Here is a 15678-nt window from a genome sequence, read left to right as displayed (position 1 = left end):
GGAAATTATATGAATAATGTGGTGTTGAAAAAAGCTATTGTCAGCACAATTTGGCTTATCGGGATTTCTTGTTCTTGCGCGTTACAGGCTGCAAGTTTTGATTGTTCAAAGGCATCTACCAATGTTGAAAAGCTAATTTGTATAGATGCCATAATCTCTCAACAAGATGAACAACTAGAACTGGTGTATAAGGCCGCCTTGGGGAAAATAGTTGATAAGGAATCATTAAGGCGAGGGCAACGTATTTGGCTTAAGGAAAAACGAAATACATGTAAAGACGCAATGTGCCTTATGCAGGTATATCACGAGCGAATAGCGCAATTAAATTCATTGAATACGATTACACTTTCTGAAGCGAAAGCTGTACAGGAATCCGCTTCTGTACCCGCACAATTCAATCTCCCTAAATCAGAAACGCCCTCTGCGGGTAGGGAGACTAAACATGAATTTCCATTGAAGTTTAAATTGGTAGAGGGGGACTCATATCCCTTGTGTCAGCCTTATGTAGATATGCTGAATAAAACTCACTACATGGAATACCCTGCTTGTGAGCGTAAGTTGTTGCCGGAATTTAAACAGTTTAAGTCAATAGAGTGGATAGAAATTACGGATAAAAAAGAAATTGGCGTCGTTTTAAAAAATCTCGCTGATATTAATTTTTCAAGAAGGAATAAGCTTAATTCAACATCTCATAATGAGTTTTTAACAAGGATTAAGGGAACGATTAAAGAAAACAAAATCAATTTATTTTTATATGGTTTTGATATCGACCATGATGGTAACCAGGAGAAAATATATAAAGAGGTGATTTCTAATGGATCGTCGAATGACTGTAATCATGAAATAAACTTCAAAGTCGGTATAAGCGAAATTAATACTGATAATGCGGCGAAGCATGGTTATTTTGAACCATATGTATATATGAGGTCTGGCTCCCATAATCAGTTATTTATTTTTGACAATCACATACTTAATAGTATGTGGTTTTCTTCTGGTCGGTATATTGAATTGTGGTCGTCAACTAGTTATCAAGCAGAATGCAAAATCGATATTATTTAGTTTAACATTTATGGAGATTTACTTATGTTACTTGGAATTAAGGGTTTAACGTTGGTTCAATACCAAAATCTGCGTTATCTATTGATAAAGCAAGTTGAAGGGACTCACGGCGGGACGCCTTATATTGATAGTGTTGGACAAGTTACTATCGGAGTCGGATTTAATATTGAGGGAAATTCAGCTTTGAGAACCCTTGTATATGAATATCTGGGGCTAGGTGAAAAGGTTAGCGATAATCTATACAGTGAAAGATTGGATAATATAATTACTAGTGCGGTGACTACAGCTGGTCTTCAGGATAGTTTAAACGCGATCATGCGTGAGCGTTGGATCGCTAATGGTAGTCCAGCCGATATGCCAAATACATTTGCATTACCCGATAATGACACCATTCTGCGCCCTATGTTCGACATGGCGGTTCAAGCATATGAAACCCGTCTCAGTAATTTTTTAAACCAGAGTGGTGGTGATCTCCCAAGTTCTTATGAGCGATTAACACTTATCTCGTTGCAGTGGAATGATAGCCCTGCATCTCCAATAGCATTATTGCGTGTGGGTAACAATCTCAGCACGGCCCTATTAAACGGCAATCGTGCTGAGGCCTGGTATGAGATAGGCCATAACTCCGGTGGTCCATATAATCGTCGTCGAGTAGAGGCCAGTCTGTTTGGTTTGTACAGCGATGCCAGCAATGTCGGCGATGCTGAAGCTGAACAAGTAATGTCGATGTATTTGCGTAATAGAGAAAAAATTTCATCACACGAGACTGCCGCAATTATTCGCGATGCGAATGCATATCTTGAAAATATGGGAGTCTCACAAAATGTCGATACCCTAGGTCAAATCCTAAAGCCTATCTCTAATTATATTCTGCAAAACTACACGCCTGCGGAGGTTCAATCGCTTGGGCTGTCTGGTGCTGGCTTTAGCGGAGATGTTGTTCTAGGTCATGAAACCTCGGGATCAGATGGTACCTTTATCCAGCCAGTTTACCGCTGGATTTATAACGCAAGTCCCACAGATGAGTCCAACTTGCCCGAAGGTATAACCGGTATTAATGACTTGTTAGTGGGGGTTAATGGTAAGTCTTACACAATGCAAGGATTGTATGGCAACGATATGATTATCGGCGCGGATATGAATGATACCTTGTATGGTGGCTATAAAACAGGAAGGGAAAATTCAGGTAATGACACGCTTATCGGCGGTGGCGGTGATGATAAATTATATGGGCAGGATGGTAATGATTTTTTGATTGGTGGCGCAGGCAACGACACCTACATTTTCGAGGGAAACTTCGGCACTGACATTATCAAAGACTCCGACGGCAGCGGCACCATTTCAATTGCCGGATGGTCTGGTAGTTTCACCTCCGTCCAAGGCTCCGACATCATCTTCCGCGATGACAGCAAAAAATTCGAAGCTATTAAAATCAATAACGGCAGCTCAACGGATTTACTAATCACCTCACTAACTGATGAATCCACCGGTAACGTACTCATTAAAAACTGGAATCCCGGTAACCTGGGAATTTCGTTAACAATCGATACTGCCACACCAGCAAATAGTACTGCCGGTACGGTTAATGGCGATGGCGGCAACAACGCGATCACTCTCGACAATCTGCGCGATAACAATCCCAATCTCGACCTCAGCACATTCAGTGCGCTTTATGCTGATGGCGGTGCCGGTAACGACATCATCATGGGGATGTTGAATGGGAACGACACTTTATTAGGTGGCGCAGGCGACGATATTATTTCTGGTGGATTCACCACTACGCTAGGCCCTAACGCTTCTAGCACCTTTCAATCTGGTTCAAGTTCGTCCGGTGTGGATAGCATCGATGGCGGTGCAGGCAATGATTTTATCTTTGCATCGGCAGGTGGTTCCATTGCACATGGCGGTAGTGATAACGATATTCTTGTATCTACTGGCCCGGCTTATTTTCAATTCAACAACCTAAAAGAAGTATTGGCGAACGAAGAGCGTGGCATTACTGGCCATCGCGCACTTACTCGCGACGAAGTCTATGCTGATGCGCTTTCTCGCATGAATTTTGGCGTGGTAAAAAATGGGCTGAATTATCAGCTCAGTAACAGTTATTTTAAAGATTTCACCAGCAGTTACGCCGAATACAATTCAGCGATTGAAAATGTAAAATTTATTGGCAGGAGTGGCAGCACTGCCAGTAACCACAGTAATGGTGATGTGAGCTATGGTTTTGCAGGCAGTTATACGCTGACCTATGACTATTCTAATGATGGCGAGTTAAGGCCCTTACCTACCGATAACCCCTCACCAGCTTCGCTAGCAATTTCTACCTTTGCCCCAGGTGCTGGAAAAACCCTGGAAGACTTTGCCAATGTAAAAGGCGCGAATTTATTTGGTGATGCGGGAGATGATTATTTAAGCGGGGGAATCTACGCCGATTATTTATCGGGTGGTGACGACAATGACACCGTATTTGCCGGAGCAGGTAATGACATTGTTGACGGCGGCGATGGTAACGATGAACTTCATGGAGGTGAAGGACGTGACATTATTATTGGCGGAAAAGGCGATGACACCCTCGTCGGCGATAACGGCAATGATTTACTGATTGGTGGTGAAGGTCGCGATGGTTTTATCGGTGGTGAAGGTGACGATATTCTGGTCGGTGGTGTAGAAGACCAATACATGAGCGGTGGTGCGGGCAACAATATTTATATCTTTGAAGATATTGTTTATGAAGAAGCTGATTTGCGTGTTGCAAATAATAGCCAGAATGGAAATGCACTCGGTTATGCCGCGCTTGCATCTCAAACCAATGCGCAAGCAACATCATCGACTGCACCTTTGCTTACCATAGAGAGCACTGAAGGCAACAACACATTAGCCTTGGTGGGTGTTTCTTCTCTGGATCAAATTTCACTGACTTCCCAGGACAATGATTTAATTCTACGCACCGGTAATGCAGCCATTTTTATTCGTGATGGCTTGAATGGCGCAGTGGATCATTTTGCGATGGGCGATAGCGTGGATGAATTTAAAGAGTCCACGACCTCCGCAAAATCCATCACCATGGATGACGTCATGCTCGCTAGGTTAAGCACGGAAGTCACCCGCACCGCACAAACCGCTGGCACGCAATTAGCGGGTGGCTTATCAAATGACACTCTCTTCGCTCATACAGATGGTTCGATCTTGATCGGCGGTCAAGGTGATGACACGCTCCATGGAAACCTGGGAGACGATGTGTATGTTGTTCGTAGCGGTGATGGTGTTGATAGCATCACCGAACAAGGTGGTAACAACATCCTCAGGCTAACGGAAGGCATTACCGCTGATCAGTTGGATTTGCGGCGCACTAATGGCAATTTATTGCTGATACTGTCGGGTGCTCAGTCAGTGGTTGTTAATGGCATGTTTGATGCTGTCACTGGTGATTTGGTTAATGACAGAGCAATCCATCGAATTGAATTCAGCAATGGCGAGGTTTGGGATTTAACACGGTTACTACAAGAGTCTGCAAAAGGCGCAACGCTTGTGGGGGGCGATCACAATGATTTCCTCATCGGTTATGAAAGTGATGACACCCTTACTGGCGGCAAAGGTAATGACAAATTACGCGGCGACAAAGGCGATGATCATTATTATTTTGCTATTGGCGATGGTGCCGATCAGATTGACGATAGCAATGGTAGCGACCATATCTACTTTGCTGATGGCATCAGCGAGGCACAAGTCAGCCTTCGCAAAGATACCAGCAATAACCTCATAATCCGCATTAACAATAACGACAGCATCGCCGTACTCGATGCATTTAATACCGTCGGTGAGCTGACCGCAAAATCCATTGAGCACATACATTTTGGCAATACTTCAGTGTGGGATCTTGCGCGCATCCAAACCGAGTTGGCGAAAGACCAGTCGCATGCCTTTACGGGTACAACAGGTGACGATCAATTGGTGGGTGATAACGCCAGCCAAACCTTTATTGGTAATCAAGGCGATGATCAGCTAAATGGTGGTAGTGCGAGCGATGTTTATCAATATGCATTAGGCGATGGAAAAGATGTTATCACCGATATTAATGGCAATGATCGCCTGGAGTTACTGGCAGGGATAAATGAAAGTGAAGTAGTCGCGCGCCGCGATGGCGATGATTTAGTTCTGACCATGAAAGATGGTGGGTCAATCACAATTCAACATACATTTGGTATGAAAGCAGCGAACGTTGTTGACCCTGTTATTACGACATTAATTGAACAATTACAAAGTCATTGGATGTCGCAGGCAGAGAAACTGATTGAAGATCATTACGGCCTGACCGGTAGTGGAGATATTACCCTTGGTTTTGAGAACGGTGTAGATGGTGCGGAAGCTGCTCACGTTGAAGCTACCTATTCGGAACTGGATGGAGTAGGCACTAATCTGAAGCTAGTGATAGATATTAATGATTTTAGTAATATCCCTAATGGTACCGCGCCACTTTATTTGGACCGTATAATCGCGCACGAAATGGTGCATGCGGTTATGGCGCGCAATATGAATAACTCTCAATTGCCTGGCTGGTTTACTGAAGGTACCGCTGAATTTATTCATGGTGCGGATGAGCGCGTAAAAGGTGATGCCAATATTATTGGCCTAGAGAGTAATTTTAATCAGTTGTTTAAAACAACAGCTGGTTCACCTTCTACTTCAGCTGGATATTCTGTCAGTTACATTGCGGTTAAATTACTGGATAAAGAAATTCGCAATCATGGCGGTGCTGGTATTAAAGAGGTATTCGATCAGTTAAAAACCGGAAAAACACTCGATCAAGCCCTTATTGCGGTGAGTGCTGCGCACACTGGTTTGGCTGAAATCTGGAGTAGTCTTTCCACTTTTGAAACACATTTTAAAGCGGTAGGTTTTGCTCAATACACCCAATTGCTTACATTAGATAATCTCGATACCGGCTCGATAGCAGGTTCAGACTATGGAAATATTTCGCTGAATGCCAGTGCAGCTATATCTGACGCTATCAGCGGCCCGTCACATAATTTCAATCTGATTGTTCCCGATCAATATATTTCTACACCGGAAATTGATGGTGTATTGGAATCCATTGGATTTAGCTCAGGGGGTGAGTGGGATTTTTCTCGTATCACTCAGGAAGTGCTAAAACCAACAAATGGCAATGATGTTATTCATGCCTTTGACACCGATGATGTCTTAAGTGGGTCTAAGGGCAATGACCAATTATTTGGTTATGCCGGTAATGATGTATACCGGTACGCACTAGGCGACGGAAATGATGTGATTGTTGATAGTGCGGGCACTGATCAGATTGAATTTGGAGAAGGTATTCTGGAAGCGGATATTGTTTTGAGGCGCGATCTGGAAAATAACCTGGTCATTACGCTGAAAGACAATTCAACTATTACCGTAAAGGGCGCGTTTGATGCTTCGGGTGCATTTAGTGTAGGTGCTGTTGAATCCATTAAATTCAGGAGCGGCAACGAATGGGATGGTGAAAAAATAAGGGAAGAAGTAAATAAAATTGATGCATCCATCATTAATGGTTCTAGCGGTAACGACACGCTAACAGGTACTGATGCGAACGATATATTCGTTGGCGCCCAAGGCGATGATTATCTTCAGGGGAAAAAAGGCGATGATCGCTACGTCTATAATCTCGGTGATGGTAATGATCAGATTACGGATGAGTCTGGTATTGATGAAATAGCGTTTGGTGAAGGTATTTCACCCGAGGATATTTCCTTGTATCGTCAGGGATGGTATGGATTGAGAATTGTACTGAAAGATGGGGGTACAATTTTAATTAATAATATGTTTAATTCGTCCGATGATGTCGGCTCAAGTGCAATCGAAGGCATTCGTTTCTCCGATGATGCCTTTTGGGACTCGTCACAAATTAAAGCCAAAATAATAAAAAATAGTATTACGGAAGGTAATGATATTGTTGAAGGTTTTTCCTCTGATGATGTCATTGAGGGGGCCGGCGGTTTTGATCAGCTTCGCGGTAAAGGTGGTGATGATCGCTACATCTTTAATCGCGGCGATGGCGTAGACATTATTACTGATACCGGCGGTAATGACACCTTGGTATTTGGCCCCGGTATTGCACCTACAGATGTGGTCGTGCACCAAAGCAATGGTAGTTTCTATTTTATTCTTAGCAATGGTGAAATGGTACAGGTAACCGGTGAGCTTATTGATGGTACTCCCGATGAAACCCGATTAATTGAACGTGTGGAATTCGCAGGTGACGTCGTCTGGGACAAAACCATTATCCAGCAAAAAATAGCTGAAACTTTGGCAAATCCGAATTTGTTAATGGGAAGGAATACTTGGGACCATTTGTATGCAGGAAATATTAGTTCAGTACTAAATGGTTTGGATGGAAATGATCAAATCTACGGAGGCGATGGAAATGACACCTTGACTGGTGGTGGTGGTTTAAATTTCCTTGAGGGTGGTATGGGTGATGACACCTATTTAATTACCGAACAGCCAGCCATTAACTTTATTGAAAAGTTCCGTGATGGTTTTGATCGTATCCTTTTTGCGGAAGGAATCATGCCTGAGGATGTTTCAGTGAGGTTAATTCCCGGTCGTCAAGAGAGTCATTTGCAAAGTGGCGTGTTGTGGGTTTATTCCTTTTCACAAGCCAATGATTGGAATTTTGAAATAAAAGTCGGTGATTCCCTTGTATATCTGGATAGTTTGTTAACCAGTGGGGCATTGTTTGGAGCGAGAGTTAAAGATCCATCGTTGCCGTCAGGAGAAGTTGAGTTTTTCAGTGGCACTAAATGGGACGTCTATGAACTACTACAACAAGCTGTTAAGGGGACAGTAGAAAATGATTACATAACCGGCACCGGTAACAACGATGTTATTGACGGTTTGGCTGGCAATGATTTACTCCAAGCATTGGATGGCGCAGACACTCTTGATGGTGGTGCAGGTGATGACACCTTGATCGGCGGTTATGGTAAGGACGTATTAATCGGCGGCAAAGGTAATGATCTTTTACGGGGTGATAATTCATCGAGGGATTATAGTAATCTTCATGAGTCGATTGACGATGTGTATCGTTTTAATATCGGTGACGGTAATGACACAATTGAAGAATACTTTGGGCGGGATACCATTGAATTTGGCGAAGGTATTGCGAAAGAGAATGTGATTTTTACCACAGTGGGGAATGACATTGTGGTGTCATTCACTAACTCAATAGATAGTATTACCATTATTAATGGCTCTGTTCCTGAGGAAAGATTTTATGATGGTGGAAAAGTTGAAATATTTACGTTTGCTAACGGTGATGTATTAAATTTTGATCCAAAACTGGATCCTGTTTTTCGTGAAGGAACTGCGAACTCAGACACGCTAGTGGGTGGATTTGGTAATGATACTTTCATTGGTCACCAAGGAAACGATCAGCTGAAGGGAGACTTGGGGGATGATGAATATCGTTACAATCTGGGTGATGGATTTGATTATATCGACGAGTCTGGTGGGGTCGATAAAATTGTGTTTGGATCTTCAATTTCGCCCGATATGGTTCAAATAAAAAAGAGCGGTTTTACATTTGATATCTATGTAAACAATCAAAAGGCATTGTCTTTTGGCTATGGTCCGTGGACAGGTAATCACACCCTAGAGGGGAACCCAGATTCTTTAGTGGAATCACTGGTGTTTGCTAGTGGTGATGTGTGGGATTTACCAACGATGGTTATAAAATCCTTATCTTTTACTTCTGGAAATGATGTTTTATACGGAACCATCGCTGATGATGTGATAGATGGAGGTGAAGGTAATGATGAAATTCAGGCCGGTTCCGGTAACGATACACTTATAGGTGGGAAAGGCAATGATACCTTGGTGGGAAGTATTGGTGACGATGAGTATCGTTTCGAAGTCTCAGATGGTGCGGATGTCATATATGACTATGGTGGTAATGATTCTATAGTATTTGGGTTGGGTATTACTCCTGAAGATATTTCTGTCAATCGTTACTATGGGGATCTAATTTTAAAAATTAAAAACGCAAATCCTATAACGATATCTGATTTTTTTACGTATGGCGGCAGCGTTAATTCAATGGGCGCCATTGAAAACTTTATTTTCGCTAATGGCGATCAATTGTCCATTGAAAGCTTGCTGGAAAAATTATCTCTACTAGGAACTAAGAATGCAGATACCATTTTCGCTCTAGATACCGATGACTTAATTGATGCAAAAGAAGGTAATGACGAAGTAGGCGGTGGTGATGGAAACGATACCATCCTTGGGGGGAACGGTAATGACACACTGTCTGGAAATGATGGCAACGATAGTATAGTTGGGGGTAGCGGTAATGACTCAATTGGTGGATCTTATGGCGATGATTTTCTCAGCGGTGGTATTGGTAATGATGTGTTGTATGGTGATTATGGGGACGACATTTTAGAGGGGGGGGATGGTGATGATCGGCTGGAGGATCTTTATGGAGATAATATTTTTGAGGGAGGAAAGGGTACGGATCTTATCTTTACTCAATATGGTAACGAGGGCCAAGGCTTAGGTATAGCTACTGTGCGCTTCGGTGTCGGTGATGGAACTGATTACCTTTATGGTCCTGCCAGTTTTAATCGCATTGAGCTGGGTGCAGGAATCACTCAGGATAGTATTTTTCTAAAGTCTCAGGGTAAATATGCCGGAGGGTACTCCTATCAACATGAAAACGGCTTTAATTTGTATATTAAGGGGACTTCAGACAAGTTGTTTGGCTTGATTGATAACGATCAATTTGAAATTGTTTTCGCGGACAATAGCGTCCTGAAAGGAGCGGAACTAAGCGATTTAGTTAACAAATCCATCGTTCGTTTATCATCTGATCGACAAAGCATAGCTGGTAAGTCATCACCAGGTATGAAGATTCAGGTTTCTTATCGCAATCAGGATAATTCTGTTACTAATTATCCTGAGCTAACGGCTGATGAGCAGGGCAATTATTCGTTAAACTTTGGCTTTGGTATCAAAGATATTTCGCGAATATCGGTGATCGGATTGGACTCCGGTGGGACAGTATTGCCAATGACAGTCTTTGACCCCGTTTCTGATAATAGTATCCCGTCTTCACCAATTGCAGAGCTTGACTCAAGTGGTTATTTGATATCTGGATTTGCTCGTCCAGGAACCTACGTTTCTGCATTTGGACCTGATGACTATATCGGCCAAGGGGTACGTTCAGATTTAATCACGGGTGCATTTACTATTAACTCATACAGGCGCCTAAACAATGGTCAAAGCATCTCGGTTGTTGCAAGTGTTAATACATTAATTGAGTCCGCACCAACAATCATCACCGCTCCTGATGTTGTTCCTCCGGTTGCACCATCTGGCGTGTTTGATAACCTCGGTACTAAGCTGTTAGGCAGCGCAGAAAAAGGTACGATTGTTTCCATTATGGATCTGTCCGGGAATGTTTTGGGCTCTTCTGTAGCAAATCCCGAAACAGGTGCTTTTGTAATTAGTTTTGCTCAACCAATTGCGAATGGTGAATTAATACAAATGGTCGCTCGCGATCAGGGTGGAAATTCTTTCCCCCGCTATGTTCGTGCACCAGATGTAACAGCACCAACAACAGTTTATGCATCGGTAGATAAAACTGGAAAAATAATCAAAGGATTTGCTGAGCCTGGTGCGACTGTAGTTGTACGTGACACCCAGGGTGCTCTGTTAAGGCAAGTAACTGCTTCTGCCATTGATGGCGCATTTGAGGTGACTCTAAGTAAAGTGCTGACGGCTAGTCAGGTTGTCAATATTAAGGTTATTGATACAGCGGGTAATGCTTCAGCGATTATTCCAGTCACTGCTGGTTCCAGCGATTCACCGAAGCAACCGCAGGTTACTATTGATGCCCATGGGCGCCTTGTGTCTGGTGTTTCCACAGATGCAGGCACGATTATTGTTCGGACAACAGATAATGTTGAGCTGGCGCGCACTACAGTACAAGCGGGTATATCGTTCAATGTCACGCTGGCCAATTCATATCTAAATCAGGAAATTCTCAGTGTGTCTTTACAGATAGCGGGTGGCGCAGAGTCAGCACCGAATTATTTTATGGCACCTGACAAAACCGCGCCTGCTAAACCAATTGCAATGTTCACTTCTTACAATGATGCACTTCAGGGATTCGCAGAGCCAGGCAGTACGGTCCAACTTCTTAAGGAGGACAATAGTATTGCCGCAAGTGTAATCGCTAGTGGTACGAATGGAAGCTTTACTCTTCGCCCGGGATTTACAATTTCAGAAACATCTCGCCTATCATTGGTTGCCATTGACCGCAGTGGAAATGTTTCATCCCCACTGGCGTTGATTCCTTATGACAGCTTTAAGCCCATTGCTCCTACTGCTAACTTTAATAGTTCAGGAAAAATAGTTACTGGTACTGCTGAACCCGATACTTTGGTGTATATAGAAAAGAATATTTCTGGAAGTAGTAATTACTCTGTAATTGGTTTCACTCGGGCAAGTATAAATGGTACCTGGGTCATTGAACTTGAAGAGTCCATTATTGATGGTACCAATATATATATTACTTCAGTTGACGCTGGCGATAATCGATCAAATGTAACAATTACGTCTCCAGACCTTACTGCGCCATTACCTGCGACGGCAATCTTTGATACTGCTGGAAAGATAATTACTGGAACAGCTGAATATTCTGAATCGGGAGGAAACGAGGTTATTGTTATGGACAGTACCAACACTATAGTGTTGGGGCGAGCTACATTGGCGGCATATACCAGCACTTACAAAATTACGTTGGTATCAGCTCTAACAAATAATGAAATTGTTAATGTTTTTGTAAAGGATCTTGCCGGGAATCTATCGTATGCAACCGCAATCAATGCTCCCGATAAAACTGCCCCGGCTGCCCCGACAGCCACAATTGATTCAACTCGTAAGATTATCAGTGGAGAAGCTGAGGCTGGCGCCACCGTGCAGGTGAAAAATACTTCTGGAGCGGTGCTTGGTAGTATTGCAGCCGATGCAGTTACTGGGGCTTACAGCATTACATTAGGAACTGTATTAGCTGTTAATCAAACAGTAAATGTCACAGCAAAAGACTTGGCTGGAAATATTTCATCCCCTAAGGCGGTAATTGCAACAGGCACAGTAGATACCACCCCACCGGCAATTCCATCAGCCACTTTTGATTCTACTGGAACAATCGTAAGTGGTAATGCTGAAGCAGGCAGTGTTGTTGTAGTTAAAAATGCTAGCAACACCAGCATTCTAGGTACAGTTACTGCTCATGCAACATCTGGGGCTTACTCAATAACACTGGCGTCTGCCTTAATCAATAAAGAAACCGTCAACATTACCGCTACAGATGGTGCTGGTAACGTATCGGTTGCGCGTGTACTTGTCGCCCCCGATGTTGCTGAACCTGATCCCACTACAATCATTATTCAGGCAGAAAACTACACATCCATGAGTGGAGTTAAAAATGAAACCACTAGTGATGTGGGTGGTGGTCAGAATACCGGCTGGATAGAAGCAGGTGATTGGATGACCTACAACAACGCTGGGTTTAACGTTCCAGCAGAAGGCCGTTACCGGGTGACGTATCGGGTTGCGAGCCTCAATGGTGGGGGACGCTTAACGCTAAGAGAGTTGAGCACCGATGCTGCACTGGGTTCGATTACGGTTCCTAAAACATCGGGTTGGCAAAATTGGGTTGATGTCACTCAAGAGATCACATTAAGTGGCGGCGAACATAGCTTCAAACTTGTTGCGGACATTGGTGGATTCAATATCAACTGGTTTAAGTTGGAGTCTTTAGACCCTATCGCGCCAGATACAACGCCACCAGCTCAACCCACAGCGTCGTTTGATCCGCAAGGCCTAATTATTGCCGGTGTGGCCGAGGCAGGCAGTATGGTTGTTGTTAAAAATGCAAACAACACCAGCACACTGGGTACTGTTACAGCTCATGCAACCACTGGTGCTTACTCAGTAACTTTGGGCACAGCTTTAATTAATAGCGAAACGATTAATGTTTCTGCCACAGATGCAGCGGGCAATGTGTCTGTAGTGAAAACGCTTATCGCACCCGATAAAACTGCACCCGCTCTTCCTACTGCGAATTTTGACACCGCCGGAAAAGTGATTAGTGGTGTCGCAGAGGCAGGTAGTGTTGTTGTCGTTAAAAACGCGAACAACACCAGCACACTGGGTACTATTACAGCTCATGCAACAACGGGTGCTTATTCCATAACCTTGGCCACTGCCTTAGTCAATAAAGAGACCGTCAACATTGCCGCTACAGATGCCGCTGGTAATGTGTCGATTGCGCGTGCACTCATTGCCCCCGATGTCGCAGCACCTGATGCCGCCGCAATTATTATTCAGGCAGAAAACTATACATCCATGAGCGGTGTTCAAAAAGAAAGCACCAGTGATGTGGGTGGTGGTCAGAATGTGGGCTACATAGATCCTGGTGACTGGATGTCTTATGAAAATGTTGCCTTAAATGTACTAATAGAAGGTCGTTATAGAGTGACCTATCGCGTCTCAAGTCTTAATGGTGGAGCGCGTTTCACATTAAGGGAGTTAAGTAATGATGGTGTGCTTGATTCAGTCGATGTTCCTAAAACAGCTGCTTGGCAAAATTGGATTGATATTACGCAAGAGATCACCTTAAGCGGTGGAGTGCATAATTTTAAGCTTGCTGTGGAAAGCGGTAAATTTAATATCAACTGGTTTAGATTCGAGCCGTTAGCTTCTGCGATGCCTGATACCACTCCGCCCGCTCTGCCTTCAGCTGGAATTGACCCTGATGGGAGAGTGATTTCAGGAGAAGCTGAACCCGGCAGTACTGTTGTAATCAAAAGTGCTGATAACACGAGTACACTGGGTACTGTTGCAGCTCATACAACAACTGGCGCTTACTCAATAACCCTGGGCACGGCTTTAATTAATAACGAAACCATTAATATTTCTGCCACGGATGCAGCGGGTAATATTTCTGCGATCAAAGCAATCATAGCTCCCGATAAAACTGCGCCTACCGCACCTTCTGCTAGTTTAGATGTAGCTTCAAAAACAGTAAGTGGTATTGCTGAAAATGGTAGTAACGTTGTGGTGAAAGATTCAGCGGGGCAAACCCTTGGTGTTGTACAGGCAAATTCAACGACGGGCGCCTATTCAGTATCATTTACTCAAACGCTAGTGAATGGGCAGTCTCTTTTTACTACGGCTACCGATACGGCGGGAAATATTTCTGCGGCAACAGCAACGCCCATCGTCATCAATGCGGATCCACTACCAACCGAAAATGGCTTGCGTGGTCGTTACTACGGTTATCACCAACCCGCTAATGGCAATGTGAATCTTACAAATGTCGCACAAGTAAAAACGTTGGTTTCCAATAAGTCACCTGATGCTTCCTTTATTGCAAAAAATTTCCAATACGGCGTGGCCGGTGCCAATGAATTGGGTATGGGAACAACACTGCAAACTTTCTTAAGGACGGATGCGCCAACTCTCAATGTTGATCCCGCTAACACCAGTGATGCCATTTTGAGGTTCGATGGAAAAATACAACTGGATGCTGGCTCTTACAATTTCCGCGTTCGCGCTGATGATGGTTACAGCATTATGGTCAACGGTGCTGTTGTTGCCGAGTACAGTGCCAATCAAGCAGCAACCACTCGAACCCACGCTGCATTTACTATTACGCAATCGGGTTTGCAAGATATTGAAATTGTATATTGGGATGCAGGTGGTGGCGCCTTCTTGAGTGTTGAGTTGGCTGATACTGCAACTGGAAATTACGCTTACTTAAATGAAAGTATTTTATTCCAGCCCTCGATAGACACATCAGTGGCAATGATTGCAGAAACCAATAAACCAAGAACTGACTATGAAGGAGTTAATTATTACAGTAGTAACGATGCCTTGATTCAGGCTATGGCGTCGTTTGTTTCTGAGTCCGGTGTAGATACTCGTTTTCGAGCTACATATATGGAACAAGGTTCAGTGATGATTGCTGTTGGAGGCTAAGTCTTAGGCACAACTATCCGGCGAAAATATTGTTTACCAATATAAGTAGCCGGATTTCTTTTTTAAAACTGTCTTGTGTAAAAACCACGTATTTTATAGCCATTAAGCCTTAAAAATTTCGATATTGAACGTCCGCTTTTGATTTGGGGAGGTGACCTTGCCTACTTCCGCTCTTGGCCGTTATGCGATGTAATTGACTCGACCCACGATTCCACGTAACAAGACCGACTCAGTTGTGCCCAAAGCGGAAGTTGGTTTTTACTTTGGGCACCCATTTTCAGGTCAGCAAAATAGATTTAACATTCCCGTCTTCGCATGCTCCACAATAAACAACACGCAAGTGCGCAAAACCAGATGCTAGTGACTAACACAAATAAACTCATTCCTCTCACATTCAAATGCCACTTACCGGTAGCTATTACGAGCAAGCTGGTGGTGCCGATTAATAAACCTGCTAACCCCACCCAACGGAAAGGTGTGTTATCTCGAATCAGATTACTGCTCCAACAGATCAACGCACAAAACCATGCAAAGGCGCCTGCGTTTGCAAGCACCTGATTCGATTGCATC

Annotated in this window: 3 protein-coding genes; 2 read left to right on the top strand and 1 reads right to left on the bottom strand. The window is 43.6% G+C overall.

Annotation, left to right across the window (positions count from 1 at the left end):
* Positions 1 to 9: 9 nt before the first annotated feature.
* Together AC2CG4_RS09650 and AC2CG4_RS09645 are read left to right on the top strand one after the other, a co-directional pair.
* Positions 10 to 1059, top strand: a complete 1050-nt coding sequence (locus tag AC2CG4_RS09650; protein ID WP_484486058.1) for a lysozyme inhibitor LprI family protein — start codon at positions 10 to 12, stop codon at positions 1057 to 1059.
* Between the two features lie 24 nt (positions 1060 to 1083).
* Positions 1084 to 15108, top strand: a complete 14025-nt coding sequence (locus AC2CG4_RS09645; RefSeq protein WP_484486057.1) for a flagellinolysin — start codon at positions 1084 to 1086, stop codon at positions 15106 to 15108.
* A gap of 296 nt (positions 15109 to 15404) precedes the next feature.
* Here AC2CG4_RS09645 and AC2CG4_RS09640 read toward each other — a convergent pair.
* A partial coding sequence (locus AC2CG4_RS09640; RefSeq protein WP_484486056.1) for a hypothetical protein occupies positions 15405 to 15678 on the bottom strand: 274 nt, incomplete at its 5' end.

It is taken from the genome of Cellvibrio sp. ATLC23 (assembly GCF_057196725.1).
This window is presented reverse-complemented; position numbering and strand designations above follow the sequence as displayed.

Excerpts from the sequence above, each read along its gene's own strand:
- AC2CG4_RS09650 (WP_484486058.1), top strand. The coding sequence starts at position 10 with ATGAATAATGTGGTGTTGAAAAAAGCTATTGTCAGCACAATTTGGCTT.
- AC2CG4_RS09645 (WP_484486057.1), top strand. The coding sequence starts at position 1,084 with ATGTTACTTGGAATTAAGGGTTTAACGTTGGTTCAATACCAAAATCTG.